The organism is Bradyrhizobium sp. USDA 4473, assembly GCF_054063335.1.
In genome coordinates this window covers 5,387,034-5,409,144 of sequence record NZ_JBSSGE010000001.1, presented here as the reverse complement: position 1 = coordinate 5,409,144, position 22,111 = coordinate 5,387,034, and the positions used below count along the sequence as shown (strand labels likewise).

Genomic DNA, 22,111 nt, shown 5'->3' with positions numbered 1-22,111 from the left:
GACCGCTGAGTTGTAGGACGCACGCGGCCCAGGCTACGAGGACTTATTGATCTTCTTGACCTTGGCGTCGGTTGCTTCGATCGACATCGCCAATTCCATGATCGCCTGCGACAGCAGCTCGATGGCCTCCTTCTGGTCCTGCGACTTGGCGGCACGCAGCGCGTAGTTCCGTGCGGATGAGAGCGACATTGATTGACCTCCGAGGTGTTGGCGCCAAGCTACTGGCGGATATCGTTGGCGGAATACACCGTCATTGCGAGGAGCGACAGCGACGAAGCAATCCATTTCCCCGCTTGTGAAGCGATGGATTGCTTCGCTCCGCTCGCAATGACGGTGCGATATTTTGCACCCACCTGAAGCAAAAACCCCGCGGCTCGCACCGCGGGGTTTGCATTCGTTCGTTGCACGCCGCTTAGCGCGCCAAGACCTTAGTGCGCCAAAATCGCCAGCAGCAGCAGCGCCACGATGTTGGTGATCTTGATCATCGGGTTCACCGCCGGACCCGCCGTATCCTTGTAGGGATCGCCGACGGTGTCGCCGGTCACCGCGGACTTGTGGGCATCACTGCCCTTGCCGCCATAGTGGCCGTCCTCGATGTACTTCTTTGGCATTGTCCCAGGCGCCGCCGCCCGAGGTCATCGAGATGGCGACGAACAGGCCGGTGACGATGACGCCGAGCAGCATGGCGCCGACCGCGGAGAACGCCGCAGACTTGCCGTCCGCTCCGCCGCCGGCGATGAAGTAGATCAGGAAGTAGACGACGATCGGCGACAGCACCGGCAGCAGCGAGGGGATGATCATCTCCTTGATCGCCGCCCGGGTCAGCAGGTCGACCGCCTTGCCGTAGTCCGGCTTGTCGGTGCCCTGCATGATGCCGGGTTTCTCGCGGAACTGACGCCGCACCTCCTCGACGATCGCGCCGGCGGCGCGGCCGACGGCGGTCATGCCCATCGCACCGAACAGATACGGCAGCAGGCCGCCGAACAGCAGGCCGACCACGACGTACGGGTTGTTCAGGGAGAAGTCGGGATTGACGCCCTTGAAATAGGCATGGGCGTTGGAGTCGCCGATGAAGAATTTGAGGTCCTGATTATAGGCCGCAAACAGCACCAGCGCGCCGAGACCGGCGGAGCCGATCGCGTAGCCCTTGGTCACCGCCTTGGTGGTGTTGCCGACCGCGTCGAGCGCGTCGGTCGACTTGCGCACCTCCTTGGGCAGCCCCGCCATCTCGGCGATGCCGCCGGCATTGTCGGTGACCGGGCCGAAGGCATCCAGCGCGACGATCATGCCGGCCAGCGCCAGCATGGTGGCGGTCGCGATCGCGATGCCGAACAGGCCGGCCAGGCTGTAGGTGACCAGGATGCCGGCGATGATGACGATCGCGGGCAGCGCGGTCGCCTCCATCGAGACCGCGAGGCCCTGGATCACGTTGGTGCCGTGACCGGTGACCGAGGCGGAGGCGATCGACTTCACCGGGCGGTAGTCGGTGCCGGTGTAGTATTCGGTGATCCAGATGATCAGGCCGGTGACCACGAGGCCGACCACGCCGCACCAGAACAGCGCCATGCCGGTGTAGTCGACGCCGTCGAGCTTGCCGAAGCCGATCAGCCAGTTGATGACCAGCGCGACGCCGACCAGCGACAGGATGCCGGTGGCGATCAGGCCCTTGTACAGCGCGCCCATGATCGACTGGCTGGCACCGAGCTTGACGAAGAAGGTGCCGATGATCGAGGTGATGATGCAGATGCCGCCGATCGCGAGCGGCAGCGTCATCATGTTCACCAGGATCGGCGTCTTGGCGAAGAAGATCGCCGCGAGCACCATGGTGGCGACCGCGGTCACCGCATAGGTCTCGAACAGGTCCGCCGCCATGCCGGCGCAGTCGCCGACATTGTCGCCGACATTGTCGGCGATGGTGGCCGGGTTGCGCGGATCGTCCTCGGGGATGCCGGCCTCGACCTTGCCGACGAGGTCGCCGCCGACGTCAGCACCCTTGGTGAAGATGCCGCCGCCGAGACGGGCGAAGATCGAGATCAGCGAGGCGCCGAAGCCGAGCGCCACCATGGCGTCGACCACGGTGCGGCTGCCCGCTTCCAGACCCATGAACTTGACCAGGATCATGAAGTAGATGGTGACGCCGAGCAGCGCGAGGCCGGCGACCAGGAGACCGGTGATCGCGCCCGCCTTGAAGGCGAGCTCGAGGCCGCCGGCGAGCGAGGTGGTTGCCGCCTGCGCGGTGCGGACGTTGGCGCGCACCGAGACGTTCATGCCGATGAAGCCGGCCGCGCCCGACAGGATCGCGCCGATCGCAAATCCGAGGGCCACCAAGAGGCCGAGGAAGTAGGCCAGCAGCACGAAGATCACGATACCGACCATGCCGATCGTCGTGTATTGCCGCCGCAGATAGGCTTGTGCACCCTCGCGCACCGCGCCTGCGATTTCCTGCATGCGGGGACTGCCCGCATCCGCGTTCAGGACCGACTGGGTCGCCCAGATCGCGTAGACGATGGAAAGCGCCCCGCAGAGCACTATCAACCACAAAGCTGTCATTGAATGTTGCCTCAGATCCTTGATGTAACCCCCGCGCCTATTTGTGCCGCTAGGGGGCAGCAGGCGCTTATTTTGCGAAGACAACCCTCCCCAAAAACGGATTGCCTCAAATCGGGCGCGACCTTGCCAAAATCGTTACCGCTGTGCAACGCCACCTGTGGCCGAAAACGCCGATATCGGCAGCAATTTGGAAGGAAAATCGGCGCCAGCCGGCGCGAGGATTCTAGAAATGGCTGTAGGACAGCCGCGTCAGCGCCAGTTCCCTGCCCTGCCCGTCGAGGAAACTGGGCGGCGACGAACCGGCGATGAGGCCACCGATCGCGGTCACCGCGACCTTGGCCTGCCGGGCCTCCCGCAGGAAGGCGTCGACATGATCGCCCGGGACCGCGCACAGGATCTCGTAGTCGTCACCGCCGGCGACGAGGGTCTCGATCCCGATCGCCTTGCGTGCGACGAGGCCCGCAGCCACCGACGACAACGGAATGCTCGGGACGTTGATCACGGCCGTCACGCCGCTGGCCGCGCACAGCTTGGCCAGATCGCCGGCGAGACCGTCGGACACGTCCATCGCCGCGCTGGCGTGGCTACGGACGGCGTTGGCAAGGAGGTTGCGCGGCTGCGGAACACGGTAGCGGGCGGCCAGAAAATCCCGGCCTGCGGCATCGTCTGCCAGCGCCGCCGCGACCGGTCCATTCCGGAGCACATCGAGACCGAGCGCGGCATCGCCGATTGTGCCGGTGACGAACACGCGGTCGCCCGCCTGCGCGCCCGCGCGATGCACCATCTTGCCCTGCGGCAGCCGGCCGAACGCCGTGATCGAGATCATCAGCGGCCCCGGCGTCGAGACCGTATCGCCGCCAAGCAGCGGACAGCCAAAATCGGCTGCGTCCTCGCCGAGCGCCCGGGCGAACGGCTTCAGCCAGACCTCATCGACCTTGCGCACGGCCAATGTCAGCACGAAGCCCGCCGGCGTCGCCCCCTTGGCCGCGATGTCTGACAGGTTCACCCGCAGCGCCTTGCGCGCCAGCGTGTCCGGCGGATCATCGGGGAGGAAATGCACGCCCTCGACGATGGCGTCCGTGGTCACCACGATGTCCTCGCCGGCCGCCCGCAGCGCGGCAGCGTCATCGTCGAGACCGAACGCGCCGGGATCGGTCGCCAGCGGCTTGAAATAGCGCGAGATAAGGGAATCTTCGCCGGAGGGGCTGTCGTGACGCTCTGCCATGTCGCGCGCCTTCCCCTCAGCTGTCATCGCCCGGCTTGACCGGGCGATCCAGTACGCCGCGGCAGCTGTTGTTGCCAATGACCGCCGCGGCGTACTGGATCACCCGCCTGCGCAGGTGATGACGGCGGAATACGTGGTTCAGCTCCGCACAAACTCGTCGCCGCGGAACTGGCGTGCGATCTGGTCGAGCACGGCGTTGACCATGCCGGTCTCGTCCTTCTCGACAAAGGCATGCGCGACGTCGACATATTCGGACACCACGACGCGGCCCGGGACGTCCTTGCGATGCTCGAGCTCGTAGGACCCGGCCCGCAGCACCGCGCGCAGGATCGCATCGATGCGCTTCAGCGGCCAGCCCTTCGATAGCGCTTCGTCGATCAGCGGATCGAGCTTGGCCTGGTCGCGCACCACGCCGGAGACGACGTCGCGGAAGAACGCCGCTTCCGCGGGCAGATATGTCTCGCCCTCGACCTCGTTGCCGAGCCAGTGGCTCTCGAACTCGGCGAAGATGTCGTTGATCCCGGCGCCGCCAATGTCCATCTGGTAGAGCGCCTGCACGGCGGCAAGCCGGGCCGCGCCGCGCCGGTTGGCTTTTCGCTCAGGGGCTTTGCCGGGTTTGTTGCTGTCAGCCATGATCAGGCCTTTGCCAGGCGGCGTTTGATCCGCAGCATCGCGATCGCCGCGCGCGCGGCGTCGCCGCCCTTGTTCAGTTCGCTGGCGCGCGCCCGCGCCCAGGCCTGGGCCTCGGTGTTGACGGTGAGGATGCCGTTGCCGAGCGGGAATTTCCGGCTCACGGCCAGATCCATCAGGCCGCGCGAGGATTCCTGGGAGACGATCTCGAAATGGATGGTGTCGCCGCGCACCACGCAGCCGAGCGCGATCGCCGCGTCATAGGGCTTGCCGTTCGCCGCGGCGGCATCGATCGCGATCGCGATCGCCGCCGGGATCTCCAGCGCGCCCGGCACCGTGATCACGTCGTGGCTGGCGCCGGCCGCCTTCAGCTCGGCGAGCGCGCCTTCCAGCAGCGCATCTTGGATGTCGTCGTAAAACCGGGCTTCGACGATCAGCACGCGTGCGCCTGATATGTCGGTCTGGTCCTTCAGGGGTGCGCGCCGCGCGTCAGCCATCTGCGTATCCGTTTCAATTTGTTGACATTCACCGATAACGTTGGATGTCAACGTTTCGCGAGTTTTTAGTCGCCCCAACGGCCGAAGCCAAGCAGGAATGCTTTCGACATCGTCATTCCGGGATGGTCCGCAGGACCAGACCGCAGATGCACAATTGTGCATCGGGGACTCTCGAGATTCCGGGTTCGATGCTTCGCATCGCCCCGGAATGACGTCTGCATGACGGCTAAGCCGTCATTTCATCTCCGACAGCCGCGCGGCGTAGCGGGCCATCAGATCGACCTCGATATTGACCTCGCTGCCGGCCTTCCAGCCGCTCAGGGTCGTGACACTGAGCGTGTGCGGGATGATCAGCACCGAAAAGGCAACGTCCTCGACCGTATTCACGGTCAGCGACACGCCGTCCAGCGTGACCGAGCCCTTGGCCGCAATGAAACGCGCCAGTTCGCGGGTGGTTCTCAGCTCAAAGCGCGCCATGTCGGGCAGATCGTCGCGCTTGACGATGGTGGCGATCCCGTCGGCATGGCCGGCCACGATGTGACCGCCGAGCTCATCACCGATCTTCAGCGCGCGCTCGAGGTTGAGCCGGCCGCCCTGCATCCAGTGCTTGGCGGTGGTCATGCCGAGCGTCTCGGCCGCGGCATCGACGTCGAACCAGGTCTTGCCGTCGGCTGTGCCGGAGGCGACCACGGTGAGGCAGACGCCATTGCAGGCAATCGAGGCGCCGTCGGCGATCGTGGTCTGGTCGTAGTCGCAGGCGATCCGCAACCGGTGCAGCTGCCCCTGCGCGACCGGCTTCAGGCTGACGATCTCACCGATATCGGTGACAATTCCGGTAAACATTACGCACGCTCGTAGATATTGAGACTGTCTTTGCCGTGGGTTTCGCTAGCACGAAGCCGAAACGCGGGCGACTGCGTGATTGCGTCGAGCGGCATTGCGTCCAGCGCGGGAACGCCATCGGCACCGATCGCATCGGGCCCGCGCAGCAGCCAGATTTCATCGACAAGGCCGGCCGCCACGAAAGAATTTGCCACGCGCGCGCCGCCCTCGACCAAAAGCCGCGTGATCCCCCTCTCCGCCAGCGCATGCAAGACGGCCGGCAGGTCGAGCCCGGCCGCGCCGGTGGTGGCCACGCGGATCACCTCTGCGCCGGCAGCGCCGAGCTTCACTGCGGCGGGCGCCTCCGCCATGTCAGACGTCACCACCCAGAGCGGCGTCTCGCGCGCGGAATGCACCAGGCGGCTGTCGCCGGAGATCCGCAGCGCGCGGTCGAGCACCACCCGCACCGGCGAGCGCGCCGCCATGCCGGGGAGCCGGCAGGTCAGCAGCGGGTCGTCAGCCCTCACCGTGCCGATGCCGACCAGGATCGCATCGCTCCGCGCGCGGAGCAGATGCACGCGGGTCCGCGCCGCCTCGCCCGTGATCGCGACCGGTTGGTGACCGCTGGCCGCGATCTTGTCGTCGGCGGACACCGCGAGCTTGAGGCTCACATGCGGGCGCTTCTCCGTGATCCGGCGGAAGTGTCCGGCATGGTCATGCGCGGCCTCCGCCCGGCACAGCCCGACATCAACACTGATACCGGCGGCACGCAGCTTGGCGTGCCCCTTCCCGCCGACCTCCGGATTGGGATCCTCGATCGCCGACACCACGCGGGCAAGCCCGGCCGCGACCACGGCATCCGCGCAAGGCGGCGAGCGGCCGAAATGCGAGCAGGGTTCGAGCGTGACATAGAGCGTCGCGCCGCGCGCCGCCTCGCCTGCGCGCCGTAGTGCCTCGACCTCGGCATGCGGGCGGCCACCGGCCTGGGTCCAGCCGCGGCCGACGATCACGCCGTCCTTGACGATGACGGCGCCGACCGCCGGATTGGGCCAGGTGCGCCCGAGCCCGCGCCGGCCGAGCGCGAGCGCGAGCTGCATGAAGCGCAGGTCGGCGGCTTTGGCTGCTTCCTTGGCCTCTTTGGCTTTCTGCGCGAACTGGTCTTCCAATATCCGGAAGATCATTTTCGCAACGTCGCGAGCCGCGGGTCCTCTTCGCCGGTCAGCTCGTCGAGCACCGCCTCAAAGTCCTTGGCTTCGCGGAAATTGCGATACACCGAGGCGAAGCGCACATAGGCGACGTCGTCGAGCTGGCGCAGATGCTCCATCACGATCTCGCCGATCGCCTCCGAGGAGACCTCCGCCTCGCCGCCGCTTTCGAGCTCGCGCACGATGGTGGAGACCATCTTCTCCACCCGCTCCGACTCCACCGGGCGCTTGCGCAGCGAGATCTGCAGCGAGCGCACCAGCTTGTCGCGGTCGAACGGCACGCGGCGGCCGTTGCGCTTGATCACGGTGAGCTCGCGCAGTTGCACCCGCTCGAAGGTCGTGAAGCGGAAATTGCAGGCCATGCAGACGCGCCGCCTGCGGATGACGGCGGAGTCCTCGGTCGGACGCGAGTCCTTGACCTGCGTATCAAGAGAATTGCAGCTCGGACAGCGCATCCAGCGGGACCTCTAGCTTGTTTGCGCGTGATTTCTTCGGAAAACCGGTGCCCACTTTTCCGGATCACACGGCTCTTATTGATAGATCGGGAAGCGATCGGTCAGCGCCTTGACGCGCTCCTTGATCGCGGCCTCGACCAGCGGCGCCTTGCCGTCCGGCGACTGCGCCAGCGCGTTCAGCACCTCGGCGATCATGCCGCCGACCTGCTTGAACTCGGCGACGCCGAAGCCGCGCGTGGTCGCAGCCGGCGTGCCGAGCCGCAGGCCCGAGGTCACGAACGGCTTCTCGGGATCGAACGGAATGCCGTTCTTGTTGCAGGTGATGGCGGCGCGCACCAGCGCCTTCTCGGAGACGTTGCCCTTCAGCCCCTTCGGCCTGAGGTCGACCAGCATCAGATGGTTGTCGGTGCCGCCGGACACGATGTCGAGGCCGTGGCCGCGCAGCGTCTCGGCCAGCGCCTTGGCGTTCTCGACCACGTTCTTGGCGTAGACCTTGAAGTCGGGCCGCAACGCCTCGGCGAACGCCACCGCCTTGGCCGCGATGACATGCATCAGCGGGCCACCCTGCAGGCCGGGGAAGATCGCCGAGTTCAGCTTCTTGGCCAGCGTCTCGTCATTGGTGAGGATCAGGCCGCCGCGCGGACCGCGCAACGACTTGTGCGTGGTCGTGGTGGTGACGTGGGCATGCGGCACCGGCGAGGCATGCACGCCGCCGGCGACCAGCCCTGCGAAGTGCGCCATGTCGACCAGCAGATACGCGCCGACGCTATCGGCGATCTCGCGGAAGCGCTTGAAGTCCCAGGCGCGCGAATAGGCCGAGCCGCCGGCGATGATCAGCTTCGGCTTGGCGATCTCGGCCTGCTTCTGCACCTCGTCCATGTCGATGATCTGGTCCTCGCGGCGCACGGTGTAGTGCGCGGCCTTGAACCACTTGCCGGACATGTTGACCGGCGAGCCGTGGGTGAGATGGCCGCCGGCGGCGAGATCGAGACCCATGAAGGTGTCGCCGGGCTGCAGCAGCGCCAGGAACACCGCCTGGTTCATCTGGCTGCCGGAGTTCGGCTGGACGTTGGCAAAGCCCGCGCCGAACAGCTTCTTAGCGCGCTCGATCGCCAGGTTCTCGGCGACGTCGACCCACTCGCAACCGCCGTAATAGCGCGCGCCCGGATAACCCTCCGCGTATTTGTTGGTCATCACCGAGCCCTGCGCCTCCAGCACGGCGCGGCTGACGATGTTCTCGGAGGCGATCAGCTCGATCTCATGGCGCTGCCGGCCGAGCTCACCCTTGATCGCGGCGGCGATCTCGGGATCGGCCTCGGCAAGAGGCGCCGTGAAGAAGGAATCGGGCGCGGAAGCAGTCTTGGGGGATGAGGTCATCGGCGAAATATCTCCACCGCCGCAAGCCCTTAGGCAGGATGCGGACGGTCACGAGTGGCGGTCGAAGCTGGTTTCAGAGCGTTACCACATCGCCCCAAAATGGCCAAGCGGTTGCGGTCGGTGGCGGTCAATTATGCCAGATATGGTGGGGATGGCGGGGATTGCGAGGGGACCGGACCATCTGGTGTGCTTCCGGGGCCGAACCTCCAGCTTCCGTTGGCCTCAGAACTCCGTTGGCCTCAGAACAACGTGGTCAGATCTCTTCGGCCGTCCACGATGCGCACGATCTCGACAGAACGGATTGGTCCGTCGTCGGCATCAGGCTGAGTGCGGGACAACAGGAGGTAAGGTGCCTCGACAAGCATCCGGACTTCATCTCGAATATCCGGGCGTCTCACACCCATTCGTGGCTGCAATGCCAGTGCATTGGCCTTGGCTTCTATTCGGTCGAAATAGCGTTCAGCTGCAGGTGGCTGCTCCAACCCGATCAGAACGTAGATTTCCAGCAAATCCTCGCGCGCTTGGTTTGACCAGATAATCTCCGCCGGCATCTCCTACGCTTTCTTCGCCGACCTGCGTGACAGTCTCGCCCGGGCTTCCTTGCGCAACGCCTTCGTGTCGAGCACGCCCGCCATCCCACTTGCCACGCCTTCGTCCCACAGCTGCCGCAGCCGTCTGACGTCTCCCTGGCGGAGTTCCCGCTTCAGCTGCCAGTCTCGGACAGCCTCCCGTACGATCTCACTCGTGGTCGCATATTCCCCGGCATCGACGGCGGCCCTGAGCGCAGCAGCCTGCTCGCCGGTCAGCGCCACGCTGAGCTTCTCAACATTGCTTGCCATCCGCACACCTCCGTGGAGTAAGAATTACTACTTTATCCTACCATTGCCAAGCGTCGCCGCCCCCTCTCACAAGGCACGGACCTGCGCGATCAGAGAGGCGCTCATACCGATTTGAATCGTTCAAGACTGGATCGATTCAAAGCTCTCTCGCAACACGTGCAATTGCGCTTCGTACTCCGTTGTCTCGCGGTCACACACGCGAGCTTAGCGCACAGCTTCGAGAGCTTCTAACTGCGCGCAGGCTGTCAACGAACATCAGCGTGATAACGACGCCGAAGAAAATTCTCTTCGGGGGCGTTGAATGACGGACGGATGGATTCGGCCGCAGCGGTTGGCTGCTTCGGCCTTGGTGGTGTTCTCGGTCGCGAGTGCGGACGATGTGTTCGCGCAGACGCAACTGCCGTCTGTGACGATCGACGCGCCGCAGCAGCGGCAAGCGGCGCGCTCACAGCAGCCTTCGCAACGGACCACGCGCGCACGCAGCGCCGCACGCCGCGCGACAAGCGCTCCGGTGAGCGCACAGCCACAGGCCGCGCAGCAGGCCGCCGGCTCAGGCGGCGGGCACGAGCGCGCCAACGGCCCGGTCACCGGCTACCTGGCGCGACAGAGTTCGAGCGGCACCAAGACCAGCACGCCGATCATCGAGACGCCGCAATCGGTGAGCGTGATCAGCGCCGAGCAGATCCGCGACCAGAAGGTCGTCAGCAAGTTCGACGAGGTGCTGCGCTACACGCCGGGCGTGATCGGCGGCACCTACGGCGCCGATTTCCGCAACGACTGGTTCATGATCCGCGGCTTCCCGGCACAGAACGAGTCGCTGTTCCTCGACGGATTGCAGCTGTTCTACACCTCCTATGCGAGCTGGAAGCTGCAGCCCTTCAACCTCGAGCGCGTCGAGGTGCTACGCGGCCCGTCCGGCATCCTGTATGGCGGCTCGGCGCCCGGCGGCCTCGTCAATGCGGTGAGCAAGCTGCCGTCCGCCGAGCCGATTCGCTACATCGAGACCGGCATCAACAATTTCGGCAACGCCTACACCCAGTTCGACATCGGCGGCGCGATGGCGCAGCCGGCGGGCGGCCAGGTGCAGTATCGTCTGGTCGGCCAGGCCCAGGGCGGCGGCACCCAGACCGACTATGTCTACGACAACAACTTCTTCTTCGCTCCGTCGGTGACCTGGCGGCCGGACGCCGACACCAGCCTCACGGTGTTCGGCATGGCCTCGCACGCCAACACCCGCGCGCTGAACTTCCTGCCCTATGAAGGCACCGTCACCAACGCGCCGTTCGGCCGGATTCCGACCAGCCTGTTCGTCGGCGATCCCGGCGTCGACCAGTTCCGCCGCGATCAGGAGATGGTCGGCTATCAGTTCCAGAAGAGCATCACCGACAACGTCGACTTCCGGCAGAACGCGCGCATGGCGCATGTCGATGTCTACTATGCCGGCCTCTACGGGCTCGGCTACGCGACGACGCCGGCGGCCGCCGACATCAGCCGCGGCAATTTCTATACCCGCGGCATCGCCACCCAGCTCAACCTCGACAATCAGGTCGAATACCGCTTCGCCACCGGCGCGCTGCAACACACCGCGCTGGTCGGCGTCGATCTGAAATATTACGGGATCGACGACCGCCAGGGCTTTGGCATGGGCACCAACCTCAAGGTGCTCAATCCGGTCTACGGCAACAATCTGCCCTACAGCGGTGCGCTGTATCAGGACGCCTATCTCACCCAGGGCATGGCCGGGCTCTATCTGCAGGATCAGGTCAAGCTCGACCGCCTGACCGTCGTGCTGTCCGGACGCCAGGACTGGGTCGATCTCACCAACAACAACCGGATCGGCGCCGATCAGAGCCGCCAGGACAGCAAGTTCTCCGGCCGCGTCGGCGCGATCTACAATTTCGACGTGGGCGTTGCGCCCTACGTGTCCTACATGACCGGCTACAATCCGGTTGTCGGCACCAATGCCGCCGGCCAATTGCTGCTGCCGGAGACCTCCGAGCAGACCGAGATCGGCGTCAAGTACGAGCCGGTCGGGCTCAACGCGCGGTTCGGCGTCGCGCTGTTCGACCTGAAGCGCAAGAACGCGCTGACGACAGACCCGAACAACCCCTTATTCCAGACCCAGAACGGCGAGGTCACCTCGCGCGGCGTCGAGCTCGAGGCGGTCGCCAACATCACGCGCGATTTCAAGCTGGTGGCGAGCTACACCAATTACGAACTGTTCGTCAGCAAGGACCTCAATCCCGCGCTGATCGGCACCGTGCCGACCAACACGCCGCGCGAGCTCGCCTCGGTCTGGACCGACTACACCTTCCGCGATGGTCCGCTCACTGGCTTCGGCCTCGGCGGCGGCGTGCGCTATGTCGGTTCGTCCTTTGCCGACACCGCGAATACCGCGCGCGTTCCGGGCGTCGTGCTCGGCGACTTTGCTTTGCACTACGAATGGGACAACCACTGGCGCGCGGCGCTCAATGTGGTGAACATCACGGACAAGATCTACGTCGCGAGCTGCGCGACCATCAGTTCCTGCTACTACGGCGATCGCCGCCGCATCACGGCAAGCCTCGGCTACAAATGGTGAGCATGCCGCGAGGCATTCTGGTCACAAACATTGCGACAGCGAGGGGCGGTATTCGACCGCCTCTTTTTTTGACCGTCGTCAGGGTGGTGTCAGCATGTCGCGCTAGGTTTCGCGCCGCGGTGATATTTGCCGCGCCCAGACTGGCCCGCTCCGAAATGCGAGCCCCGGAGCGGGCCTTTTACGTCGCCAAGGGGTTTCCCGAGGCGGCCGGGACGATTCTTCCTCAGCGTGCCGGCCGCCGCGGCCGTTCGTGATGGCCGTCGGGCCTTTTGCACCACATCGAGACCGCAACCCCGCATCAACAGCCCCTGCCCGTTCCCGGCGCGGCCGCGATGGACATCGAACGATGATTACCCGACATTGCCGCGTTGAGGGCAAGCGATGATGTTCTGGATTGCAGGTCTGGTTGGATTGGCAGGCGCGTATCTGCTCGGTTCGATTCCCGTGGGCTATCTGGCCGGGAAATTGCTGCGGGGCATCGACATCAGGGAGCACGGTTCCAGATCCACGGGAGCAACGAACGTGTTGCGGACCCTGGGCAAGTGGCCAGCGTTGGTCGTCCTCCTGCTGGATGTGCTGAAAGGCGCGGCTGCGATTGCATTTGCCCGCTGGTTCTATCCCTGGCTGTCCACATGGCCATCGGTCACGCCACCGACGGCGCTTGATCTCCCTATCGTGGTGCCCTGGGCGGTCTGCCTGGCCGGCCTCGCCGTGTTGCTGGGACACGGCCGTTCGATCTGGTTGAATTTCAGCGGCGGCAAATCCGCGGCCACCGGACTCGGCGTGCTACTGGCGATCTCGTGGCCCGTAGGCTTGGGTGCCGCGATCGCCTTTGGCGTCGTGGTGGCGCTCTCCCGGATTGTCTCGCTCGCCTCAATGCTGGCGGCGCTCACCGCGGTCGCGCTGGTCTGCGGCCTGGAGCAATCATTGCCCTATCGGCTCCTGGTCATTGCGGGCAGCCTCTACGTCATCATGCGCCATCGCGCCAACATTCAACGGCTGCTGGCCGGGACAGAGCCACGTCTCGGACAGCCGTCGAATGCGACATCGCAAAGCTAGCGCTGAGTCCGCAAACGAATCCTCGTTGGCCACAACCGGCCGAGCAGAGGCCGCAGATTCTAGGAACCTTTGCCAATTTTTCCCGTTCCACCTCCGCCGATTGATACGGCTATTGGAGGAGACAACATGAACTTTAAGACCATTGTCGCGGCATCCTTGCTTGCCGCTTTCGTCGCGCCGGCCTTTGCCGCGGACGAATACTACGTCGTGCAGGACGTCAAGACGAAGAAATGCACGATCGTCGACCAGAAGCCGGTCGACACGACGACCACCGTCGTCAGCCCGTCAGGCACCGTTTACAAGACTCGCTCCGAGGCCGAGGCCGGCATGAAGACCGTCAAGGTCTGCAGCTCCAACTAATCGGCGCTCAGCCAAGGAGTTCTCTGATGAAGAAATTTGCCATCGGCTGCATCCTGGCCGCAACGCTCGCGACCGCCGCGCATGCGGCGACCACCATGTCTTCCGCCCCGACGGAGAGCTGGACCATCACCAACTACTACAAGCAGAACGTCTACGACCCGAAGGAATCCAAGATCGGGACGATTGACGACGTGCTTGTCGACAAGACCGGCAAGGTGACCGGCCTCGTCGTTGGCGTCGGCGGCTTTCTCGGTGCCGGCGAGAAGGATGTGATCGTGCCATACACGGCGATCAAATCTCAGAAGAAAAACGACAAGTGGTGGCTCACTCTCGATGAAACCAAGGACAGCCTGAAGGCTGCGCCGGGCTTCAAGTATGATCGGGCCAGCACGACCTGGAAGCCGGACAACAAGTAAGCACTGACGTCCCGTCTGCTCCTGTGTGCAGACGGGACGCGCTCCTGCGCGGACCGGAGGAGACTGCGCACAGGCTGTGGCTTGTTGAATTCCGATCTCGCCTGCGTTTCGATGTCTGAGCGATCTGCGCCGCTCCGCTCGCGCGCTACTGCTTCCGGAATACGGGATCACCCGCAGACGCATGCGCATACGCGGGCGATGACACTGAGCAGGCTGCTTGACAGGCGAACCGGCAACACGGAACGAGAGCCCCTACAGCCCCGTATAGCCGGCCTTCACATGATCGGTGCTGCCGTCGAGCTGCCGGAGATAGGTCAGTCCGCACACGGTCAGCCGATGCGGATCGCGCTCGCCGGCGTCGAACAGCGTTTGCACGTACTCCGTCACCTTCGCCCGCGCCTCGTCGCTGGCAGCGGACGTGCGGTTGAGCAGCAGATCATACGTCTGCATGATCCGATCGATAGCGGCTTCCATTGAAGTCTCCGGGTTGACGCTCAGGCGACCACCAACGTCTCGGCCTCGAATTTCGCGATCGCCTTGTTGGCGAGGCGGAGCCGGTTCAGTTCACCGCGCTGGAACAGCTTGACGATGATGCCGAGCAAACGCTCGTTGGTGGCGAAAGTGTCGGGAATGGCGCCGGATTTGCGCAGATAGTTGGAGGCGATCGCGTAGGCGTCACCGACGACCTCGACGTTCAGCACCTCGATCCCGCGCTCGACAAGCATATCCGGCCTCTCCATCAGAGCGTTTGCAAGCGAAGGCACCACTTCGCATGAAGAAAACGCGTCCAAAGCATCCAACGTGACGAGATCCGACCGGATCACGTCACGTCGGGAAACGAGATAAAGCGCAGGGAATGTCTTGGTTCCTCACCGAGCCCCATTTATTTTCGCAACTGCAGCATGAACCAGGCGCAGCATGAAAAACGCATCGGCCGGGCATGACCGATGCGCTGACTGCAGCAAGGCTGGACTGGAGCAAGGCTGGACTGAAGCAAGGCTGCCGGTCTTCTCACACGGCCGGCTTGGCCATCAGGCGAACAACAGGAAGGCTCAGAGGCGATACAGGATCTGGTCGGTCCAGAACCGCTCGAGGCGATGCAGCGACTTGTTGAGACTCGCGAACTCCTCGTTCGAGATGCCGCCGACCTGCTCCACCGTCTTGACGTGCTTCTGATAGAGCGCGTCGACGATCTTGCGCACTTCCTGGCCCTGCGGGGTCAGGCGGATGCGGACCGAGCGGCGGTCAACGCGCGAGCGCTGATGATCGAGGAAGCCGAGCTCGACGAGCTTCTTCAGATTGTAGGAGACGTTGGAGCCGAGATAGTAGCCGCGGGTGCGCAGCTCGCCGGCGGTCAGCTCCTTGTCTCCGATATTGTACAGCAGCAGCGCCTGCACCGAGTTGATATCGGCGCGGCCGCGACGATCGAATTCGTCCTTGATGACGTCGAGGAGCCGGCGATGCAGCCGCTCCACCAAAGTCAGGGCTTCGAGATAGAGCGGCTGCACCGGAGCTTGGCCGGCAGCGCGATCGGCGGCATCCGCCGCCGTTGTCGCAACGGCTTTCATCATGACACTTCCCCTGTTTGTCGATTTTATCGACTTTATTCGACGAAACTTGTGTCCCGCCTGATAGGTCCAACGTAAGGGGCCCGTTTGAATATCCGCTTAAATAAGAGAATAAAGAGATCATGAATTTAAGACAGTGAATCGTGGATTAAGCCCATGGATCAAGGGCTTTTCGCAACTTTTCATTGACGGTGGCAGCCCCCTGTTCACGCTTCGTCTGCCTGCCCTGTCACATTCGGAAACAGCATCGTTCGAATTCGAAACGGCGGCGTAAGGTGTGTGAGGGAACCCTTTACGGTGACCGATCGGTTACCGGAAAATTCTTTGAAAATTTTATCGGGATGCATCGGAGCGGACGCGTGCGATGCGCAGGCGGTCATCATTCGTTGCCGCGGCCAGATCGGTTCCGCCGTCAGCCCGCGCAAAGCCGGCCGGCACACGCGCCGAGATCCGGTGAAATGGGTCCCGACGGCAGGTCCCGCAGAGACGCCTTGGGAATGGGGCGCCTCGAAAGGGTGCGATCTGTCGGCAGACACCTAGCAGAACCAGCTGACCTGTCTTCTCGTTGGGCGCACGGCTGCCAAAAATCGCCAGCCGCCGCCGGGTATTCGCAGCGCTGTCGCAGCCAGGCAACACTGCATCGGTCCAGCGCGGCACGCGGGCCTTATCGATGACAGGATCTATGGCGGGCGTTCGCGCGCCGACATCCAGGCCAGCGCCAGATAGGCCGCGAGCATCAGGGCCTCGAGCCCGACCACGGTGAGGCTGCCGCCATAGATGCCGGGAAACATCAGCTCGATGACCGCCATCGACACGACGGTGGTCAGCCAGACCACGGCGCCCCACGGGGTCGCGAGCCAGAGCCCGACCGCGGCGACGAGCTCGATGACGGCGAAATAGATCGTGGCGGTCTGCCAGGCCATCGACTGGTTCTCGAAGGCCTCCTCCTCGCCGCCGACGAAGCCGGTCACCTGGGCCCAGTGGTAGAGGCCCTTGGCGACCGAGACGACCGCCATGATGCGCAGGAAGATGACGAGACGCCGCGTCCAGGCATTGTCGTCCGGCTCGATCCGGTCGGACGAGATCGCGCTGACCGAGATGGCATTGTCGCGCGCCTGATCGCGTGCAGAGGTGTCAGACATCCGAATCGCCGAACAACGGCCGCAAAATGGGGTTCATGGCGCAGTCTTGGCCCGCCGGGGAGGCAAAATCAATTGCCGTTGCGGCAATTCAAGGGCGCCCGGGATGCAATGGCGGCGCCATGACGGCGCCCCTGCGAGGTGCTAGAACGCGACTTATATCAGGTCCAGACCAGTATCAGGTCCAGACAAGGCTGCCGTCGAGGAGAAGACAACATGGCGATCAAATTCGGGCGCCCGATCGAATTGCGCGACACGCCGCGGCGCCAGACCGATGCCCTCGCCTCGCCCTCGCTCGACCTCACGATCCGGATGCGCCGCAACCGCAAGACCGAATGGGCCCGCCGCCTGGTGCGCGAGAACGTGCTGACCACCGACGACCTGATCTGGCCGATGTTCGTGGTCGACGGCCACAACGCCCGCACCCCGGTGGCCTCGATGCCCGGCGTCGAGCGGCTCACCGTCGACCAGATCGTGCGCGACGCCGAGCGCGCCGCCAGGCTCGACATCCCCTGCATCGCGCTGTTCCCGTTCACCGAGCCGTCGCTGCGCGACGAGCAAGGCTCGGAGGCGCTCAACCCCGACAACCTGGTCTGCCAGGCGGTGCGCGCGATCAAGCAGGAATTTCCTGATATCGGCGTGCTCTGCGACGTCGCGCTCGATCCCTTCACCAGCCACGGCCATGACGGGCTGATCGAAGGCGGCAAGATCCTCAACGACGAGACGGTTGCGGTGCTGGTCAAGCAGGCGCTGACCCAGGCCGAGGCCGGCTGCGACGTGATCGCGCCGTCCGACATGATGGACGGGCGGATCGGCGCGATCCGCGCCGCACTCGACGACAACGGTTTCGGCGACGTCCAGATCATGTCCTACGCGGCGAAATACGCCTCCGCCTTCTACGGCCCGTTCCGCGACGCGATCGGCTCGGCCAAGACGCTGACCGGCGACAAGCGCACCTATCAGATGGACAGTGCCAATTCCGACGAGGCATTGCGCGAGGTCGAGCTCGACATCGCCGAAGGCGCCGACATGGTGATGGTGAAGCCCGGCATGCCCTATCTCGACATCGTCCGCCGCGTGAAGGACAATTTCGCGATGCCGACCTTCGTCTATCAGGTGTCCGGCGAATACGCGATGATCGCAGGCGCCGCCGCCAATGGCTGGATCGACGGCGAGCGCGCGATGATGGAGAGCCTGGTCGGCTTCAAGCGCGCCGGCGCCGACGGCATCCTGACCTATTTCGCGCCGCAGGCCGCCGCGAAGATCCGGGCGGAACGCTGACAATTCCTTCGCCGTCATTTGCGAGCGAAGCGAAGCAATCGATGCCGCCGCGAGCTGAGAAATGGATCGCTTCGCTTCGCTCGCAATGACGGCGTGGGGTAAGAACCGCTCAATTCAGCCGCCGAATCGCCGGATTATTTCAGCTAGTTAATGTTCGCGTGGACTTGGCAGGCGGGCCTCCTGATCCCATGTCCTGCGCGGGAGTTTCATCGGAGGTTGGTCATGTCTTACGGCAATGACGGCAGCACTCGGCGCAGCGAGGCTTGGCGTAGCGAGGCCTGGCGCAACGACGGCGGCGTGCCTCCGCATGCGTTCGATCCGTCGATAGAGCCGGATCTGTTCCGCGGCGTGCTGACGCGGCGCGTGTTCGCGTTCCTGATCGACCTCTTCGTGCTGTCGGTGCCGGTGATCCTGGCCGTGATCTTCATTGCGGTGTTCGGCCTTGTCACGCTCGGCCTCGGCTGGGCGCTGTTCTGGCTGGTGTCGCCGGCCTCGATCGTCTGGGCCATCGTCTATTACGGCGCCTCGATCGGCGGCCAGCATTCGGCCACGATCGGCATGCGCATGATGGATCTGGAACTGCGCACCTGGTACGGCGCCCGCGGCTATTTCGTGCTCGGCGCCACCCATGCGGTGCTGTTCTGGGTGACGATCTCGTTCCTGTCGCCGCTGGTGCTGCTGGTCGGCCTGCTCAACGGCCGCCGCCGGCTGCTGCACGACATCATCCTCGGAACCGTTGTTATCAACAGCTCGGTCCGGACCCAGGTCAGTCCGGCCGCGCGGGCCTCCTATTAGGGCCACCTAAACCAATTGACCGTTAGCCTCCGGGGGGCGATGCTAACGCGGCTGCCTTTACTGTTTGTGGAGCCCGACGATCTGACGTGACCCAGCACTCGCGTGATACCCCGCAGTTTTATCTGACGGCGCCCTCGCCCTGCCCGTATCTCCCGGGCCGCCACGAGCGGAAGGTTTTCACGCACCTGGTCGGCGACAAAGCGGGCGATCTCAACGACTTGCTGACCCATGGCGGCTTCCGCCGCAGCCAGTCGATCGCCTATCGCCCGGCCTGCGACCAGTGCCGGGCCTGCGTCTCGGTCCGCGTCGTCGCCAACGAATTCCGCCCCTCCCGCAACTTCCGCAAGGTTCTGGCCCGCAACGCCGACATCATCGGCGAGCAGCGCACCGCGGTGCCGACCTCGGAGCAATATTCGGTGTTCCGGGCCTATCTCGACCGCCGCCACCGCAACGGCGGCATGGCCGACATGACGGTGCTGGACTACGCGATGATGGTCGAGGACAGCCATGTCGAGACCCGGATCATCGAATACCGCAAGCGCAACGCCGACAGCGCCATCACCGGCCGCGGCGACGAGCTGATGGCGGTGGCGCTGACCGACGTGCTCAGCGACGGGCTGTCGATGGTCTATTCGTTCTTCGAGCCGGGGCTTGAGGCGCGTTCGCTCGGCACCTTCATGATCCTCGACCATATCGCCCGCGCCCGCCGGCAGGGCCTTCCTTACGTCTATCTCGGCTACTGGATCGAGGGCTCCAAGAAGATGGACTACAAGGGCCGCTTCCTGCCGCAGCAGCGGCTCGCGCCCGTCGGGCTGGCTGCGCGTCGACGCGACCGGCGAGGTGCCTGCGGAGCCGCAGGACTGAACGCGCGAATAGCGACTGGCCAATAGCGAATAGCCGTTGGCCCTCAATTCGCTGACCCTATTCGCTATTCGCCTGCTCACCCGAAGATCGTATCGAACAACAGCTTCACGTTCAGGATCACGATCAGCCCGGCGATGATCCACGCCACGGCCGCGACCGGCGCTGAGATCGCAAGCTTGCCCATCTTGCGCTTGTCGGACACGAAGCGCACCAGCGGGATCACCGCGAACGGCAGCTGCATCGACAGCACGACTTGGCTGAACACCAGGAGCTGCGCGGTGCCGCTCTCGCCATAGAGCGCGGCGACCACGATGACCGGGACGATCGCGATGCCGCGGGTCACCAGCCGTTGCAGCCAGTCCGGCAGCCGCAAATCGAGAAAGCCCTGCATCACGATCTGGCCGGCCAAGGTCGCCGTCACCGTCGAGTTGAGACCGGAGGCGAGCAGCGCCACCGCAAACAGCGTCGAGGCGATGCCGAGCCCGAGCAGCGGCGACAGCAATTCGAACGCCTGATCGATCTCGGCGACATCGGAATGGCCGCTCTTGTGGAAGGTCGCGGCCGCCAGCACCAGGATCGCGGCATTGACGAACAGCGCCAGCATCAGCGCGATGGTGGAATCGGCGGTCGCCCACTTGATCGCATCGCGCCGCCCCTCGTCGGTGCGCGGATAGGCGCGGGTCTGCACGATCGAGGAGTGCAGATAGAGGTTATGCGGCATCACGGTCGCGCCGATGATGCCGATCGCGATGTAGAGCATCTCCGGATTGGTGACGATCTCGCGCGACGGCATGAAGCCGCCGAGCACGCCGGCGATCGGCGGCGCCGCGGCGGCGATCTGCACCACGAAGCAGACCGCGATGACGATCAACAGCGCGATCACGAAGGCCTCGAGGAAGCGGAAGCCGCGGTTCATCAGCAGCAGCAGCAGGAACGCATCGAGCGCGGCGAGCAGCGCGCCGCCGATCAGGGGAATGCCAAACAACAGCTTCAGCGCGATCGCGGTGCCGATCACCTCGGCCAGATCGCAGGCGATGATCGCGGCCTCGCAGGCGAGCCAGAGCAAGAGATTCACCGGCCGCGAATAGGTCGCGCGACAGGCCTGCGCGAGGTCGCGGTCGGTGGCGATGCCGAGCCGCGCCGACAGCGCCTGCAGCAGGATCGCCATCAAATTGGAGAGCAGGATGACCGACAGCAGCGTGTAACCGAACTTCGATCCGCCGGCGAGGTCGGTCGCCCAATTGCCGGGGTCCATGTAGCCGACCGAGACCAGATAGCCGGGTCCTGCGAAGGCCAGCAGCCGGCGCCACCACACGCCCGTGCTCGGCACCCGAACGGTCGCGTTCACCTCGGGAAGGCTGCGCGCATGGCCGGCGTCATTGCGCCAGCCGCCCGGCCCGGCGCTGGGAGCGGAAACGGAAGGCATTTCAGGGGTCCTGGCATCCATCGCGTCAGGATGGCCGATCTCTCCCGTTATTGCAACTCATTTGCAACTGCATCTAGGCTCACGAAGCCGCGACTGCCCCGTCGGCGGCAATTCTGCGGTCCGCAGCCCTTCAGTTTTCCACAGTTGCGAAGTGGGGTGCGTTGCCGAATAACCTACCAGTTGATAGTATAATAATTGAGGATGTTGCGAGGCTGGCCCTCCGCCAAGCATGCCTCGGAGTCGCGTTCAATCCATGAAACCTTGAGAGGATACTATGGCTAAGAAAGCGAAGAAGGCGAAGAAAGCGAAGGACGACCAATGTGCACAGTGAGACGGACTCCTTGCACACCCGCACCCTCGGCTTAGTCCAGGTTGCGATCATGAACGTGATTATTAACCGACCCGATCGTGCGTACGGGACCGCAATATCCGCTGAAGTTTCTCGTATCGTTGGTCGCGAGCTCGCAGATGCGCAAATTTACATCGCTCTGGGACGGCTCGAAGAGCACGGGTTGATTAATTCTCGCGTTGATGAAGTTTCGACGCCCTCCAAGAAATCGAGAGGGCGCCCGCGGAAGTATTATGCCTCAACTGCTAAGGGGCGGAGGGCGCTGAAAGACGCGGGCGCATACACCCTTTCGACTAGCCCCTTCATGAAATCTGTTGCCGCCACTTTTGGAGGTGATCATGAAGGCACGCAGAATGGCCCGATGCCGCCCCCCGTGGTGGTGTAAAGCCGCTCTGTACGCGGCTCTGTGGCCGCGTGCAGAGTTCTACGACTACCGTATTGGACTACAGCGTAAATACTTGAGGCTTGTTCGCGATAAGGGCTTGAACGAAGCAAAAAGATATGCGCGGCGACAGGCTTTGGGTTGGTGTTGGGCGTTCGGTTGGCGTGTTGCTAGGAGTACGGTCGTCTTGTTTCACATTGCAAGATGACGCGAGCAGAATGCGGATAAAGGCGGAGCATAGTGCTCCGCCTTTTGCGTGGTCTCCGTGATCGCGCTTCACCTCACGCTCGA

General features: G+C 64.3%; 22 protein-coding genes and 2 pseudogenes. 8 read left to right on the top strand and 16 right to left on the bottom strand.

Annotated elements, in window-relative coordinates; translation table 11 throughout:
* Positions 1 to 33 precede the first annotated feature (33 nt).
* From ACVW17_RS25500 to ACVW17_RS25450, 11 genes and pseudogenes are all read right to left on the bottom strand, one after another.
* Positions 34 to 189 carry a hypothetical protein gene (locus tag ACVW17_RS25500; protein WP_167528976.1) on the bottom strand — a complete coding sequence of 52 codons (156 nt, stop codon included), beginning with the start codon at positions 187 to 189 and terminating at the stop codon, positions 34 to 36.
* A gap of 239 nt (positions 190 to 428) precedes the next feature.
* Positions 429 to 2,550: pseudogene (locus ACVW17_RS25495) on the bottom strand (sodium-translocating pyrophosphatase).
* 223 nt (positions 2,551 to 2,773) lie between these two features.
* Positions 2,774 to 3,775, bottom strand: coding sequence for a thiamine-phosphate kinase (gene thiL / locus ACVW17_RS25490; RefSeq protein ID WP_456754439.1), 1,002 nt, complete (start codon positions 3,773 to 3,775; stop codon positions 2,774 to 2,776).
* A gap of 138 nt (positions 3,776 to 3,913) precedes the next feature.
* Positions 3,914 to 4,408 (bottom strand): transcription antitermination factor NusB, encoded by a 495-nt coding sequence (gene nusB / locus ACVW17_RS25485; protein WP_212013410.1) that lies wholly within the window; start codon positions 4,406 to 4,408, stop codon positions 3,914 to 3,916.
* A gap of 2 nt (positions 4,409 to 4,410) precedes the next feature.
* Positions 4,411 to 4,902: a 6,7-dimethyl-8-ribityllumazine synthase gene (ribH, locus tag ACVW17_RS25480; protein WP_456754438.1), complete on the bottom strand. Its 492-nt coding sequence runs from the start codon at positions 4,900 to 4,902 to the stop codon at positions 4,411 to 4,413.
* 234 nt (positions 4,903 to 5,136) lie between these two features.
* Entirely contained in the window at positions 5,137 to 5,745 is a 609-nt protein-coding gene (locus ACVW17_RS25475; protein ID WP_456754437.1) for a riboflavin synthase, read from the bottom strand.
* Complete coding sequence (gene ribD / locus ACVW17_RS25470) at positions 5,745 to 6,905, bottom strand: bifunctional diaminohydroxyphosphoribosylaminopyrimidine deaminase/5-amino-6-(5-phosphoribosylamino)uracil reductase RibD (protein ID WP_456754436.1); 1,161 nt, start codon at positions 6,903 to 6,905, stop codon at positions 5,745 to 5,747. Before ribD ends, ACVW17_RS25475 begins: the two co-directional genes overlap by 1 nt.
* Positions 6,902 to 7,384, bottom strand: coding sequence for a transcriptional regulator NrdR (gene nrdR / locus ACVW17_RS25465; RefSeq protein WP_016844999.1), 483 nt, complete (start codon positions 7,382 to 7,384; stop codon positions 6,902 to 6,904). The genes ribD and nrdR overlap by 4 nt, the downstream gene beginning before the upstream one ends.
* A 75-nt stretch (positions 7,385 to 7,459) precedes the next feature.
* A complete protein-coding gene (gene glyA, locus ACVW17_RS25460) occupies positions 7,460 to 8,761 on the bottom strand; it encodes a serine hydroxymethyltransferase (RefSeq protein ID WP_456754435.1) in 1,302 nt (433 codons plus the stop codon).
* Between the two features lie 239 nt (positions 8,762 to 9,000).
* Positions 9,001 to 9,312 carry a type II toxin-antitoxin system RelE/ParE family toxin gene (locus ACVW17_RS25455; RefSeq protein ID WP_456754434.1) on the bottom strand — a complete coding sequence of 104 codons (312 nt, stop codon included), beginning with the start codon at positions 9,310 to 9,312 and terminating at the stop codon, positions 9,001 to 9,003.
* Between the two features lie 3 nt (positions 9,313 to 9,315).
* Positions 9,316 to 9,600 (bottom strand): ribbon-helix-helix domain-containing protein, encoded by a 285-nt coding sequence (locus ACVW17_RS25450; RefSeq protein ID WP_456754433.1) that lies wholly within the window; start codon positions 9,598 to 9,600, stop codon positions 9,316 to 9,318.
* A 301-nt stretch (positions 9,601 to 9,901) separates the two neighbouring features.
* On the opposite strand from ACVW17_RS25450, the gene ACVW17_RS25445 reads away from it, so the two are divergent.
* From ACVW17_RS25445 to ACVW17_RS25430, 4 genes are all read left to right on the top strand, one after another.
* Positions 9,902 to 12,181 carry a TonB-dependent siderophore receptor gene (locus tag ACVW17_RS25445; RefSeq protein WP_456754432.1) on the top strand — a complete coding sequence of 760 codons (2,280 nt, stop codon included), beginning with the start codon at positions 9,902 to 9,904 and terminating at the stop codon, positions 12,179 to 12,181.
* A 381-nt stretch (positions 12,182 to 12,562) separates the two neighbouring features.
* Positions 12,563 to 13,240, top strand: coding sequence for a glycerol-3-phosphate 1-O-acyltransferase PlsY (plsY, locus tag ACVW17_RS25440; RefSeq protein ID WP_456754431.1), 678 nt, complete (start codon positions 12,563 to 12,565; stop codon positions 13,238 to 13,240).
* Positions 13,241 to 13,366: 126 nt separating this feature from the next.
* Positions 13,367 to 13,600, top strand: a complete 234-nt coding sequence (locus ACVW17_RS25435; RefSeq protein WP_456754430.1) for a hypothetical protein — start codon at positions 13,367 to 13,369, stop codon at positions 13,598 to 13,600.
* 26 nt (positions 13,601 to 13,626) lie between these two features.
* Entirely contained in the window at positions 13,627 to 14,016 is a 390-nt protein-coding gene (locus ACVW17_RS25430) for a PRC-barrel domain-containing protein (protein ID WP_456797982.1), read from the top strand.
* Between the two features lie 252 nt (positions 14,017 to 14,268).
* Here ACVW17_RS25430 and ACVW17_RS25425 read toward each other — a convergent pair whose 3' ends face one another.
* The 4 genes from ACVW17_RS25425 to ACVW17_RS25410 all read right to left on the bottom strand — a co-directional run bounded on the left by ACVW17_RS25425 (position 14,269) and on the right by ACVW17_RS25410 (position 16,726).
* Positions 14,269 to 14,490 carry a hypothetical protein gene (locus tag ACVW17_RS25425; RefSeq protein ID WP_456754428.1) on the bottom strand — a complete coding sequence of 74 codons (222 nt, stop codon included), beginning with the start codon at positions 14,488 to 14,490 and terminating at the stop codon, positions 14,269 to 14,271.
* Positions 14,491 to 14,510: 20 nt separating this feature from the next.
* Positions 14,511 to 14,741, bottom strand: coding sequence for a hypothetical protein (locus ACVW17_RS25420; RefSeq protein WP_050627401.1), 231 nt, complete (start codon positions 14,739 to 14,741; stop codon positions 14,511 to 14,513).
* Positions 14,742 to 15,068: 327 nt separating this feature from the next.
* Complete coding sequence (gene ldtR / locus ACVW17_RS25415) at positions 15,069 to 15,587, bottom strand: transcriptional regulator LdtR (RefSeq protein WP_024583358.1); 519 nt, start codon at positions 15,585 to 15,587, stop codon at positions 15,069 to 15,071.
* 677 nt (positions 15,588 to 16,264) lie between these two features.
* Positions 16,265 to 16,726 (bottom strand): DUF6163 family protein, encoded by a 462-nt coding sequence (locus ACVW17_RS25410; RefSeq protein WP_016845013.1) that lies wholly within the window; start codon positions 16,724 to 16,726, stop codon positions 16,265 to 16,267.
* Between the two features lie 213 nt (positions 16,727 to 16,939).
* Here ACVW17_RS25410 and hemB point away from each other — a divergent pair, with 213 nt between their 5' ends.
* The 3 genes and pseudogenes from hemB (at position 16,940) to ACVW17_RS25395 (ending at position 19,663) form a co-directional block, all read left to right on the top strand.
* A complete protein-coding gene (gene hemB / locus ACVW17_RS25405) occupies positions 16,940 to 18,004 on the top strand; it encodes a porphobilinogen synthase (RefSeq protein ID WP_456754427.1) in 1,065 nt (354 codons plus the stop codon).
* A gap of 222 nt (positions 18,005 to 18,226) precedes the next feature.
* Entirely contained in the window at positions 18,227 to 18,799 is a 573-nt protein-coding gene (locus ACVW17_RS25400) for an RDD family protein (protein ID WP_456754426.1), read from the top strand.
* Between the two features lie 86 nt (positions 18,800 to 18,885).
* Positions 18,886 to 19,663: pseudogene (locus ACVW17_RS25395) on the top strand (arginyltransferase).
* Positions 19,664 to 19,739: 76 nt separating this feature from the next.
* On the opposite strand, the gene ACVW17_RS25390 reads toward ACVW17_RS25395, so the two are convergent.
* The gene (locus tag ACVW17_RS25390) at positions 19,740 to 21,110 is read right to left on the bottom strand and encodes an Nramp family divalent metal transporter (protein ID WP_456754424.1); all 1,371 of its coding nucleotides are present in this window, start codon (positions 21,108 to 21,110) and stop codon (positions 19,740 to 19,742) included.
* A 359-nt stretch (positions 21,111 to 21,469) separates the two neighbouring features.
* Between ACVW17_RS25390 and ACVW17_RS25385 the strand changes: the two genes are divergently transcribed.
* Complete coding sequence (locus ACVW17_RS25385; protein WP_456754423.1) at positions 21,470 to 21,823, top strand: PadR family transcriptional regulator; 354 nt, start codon at positions 21,470 to 21,472, stop codon at positions 21,821 to 21,823.
* The last annotated feature ends 288 nt before the right edge of the window (positions 21,824 to 22,111 follow it).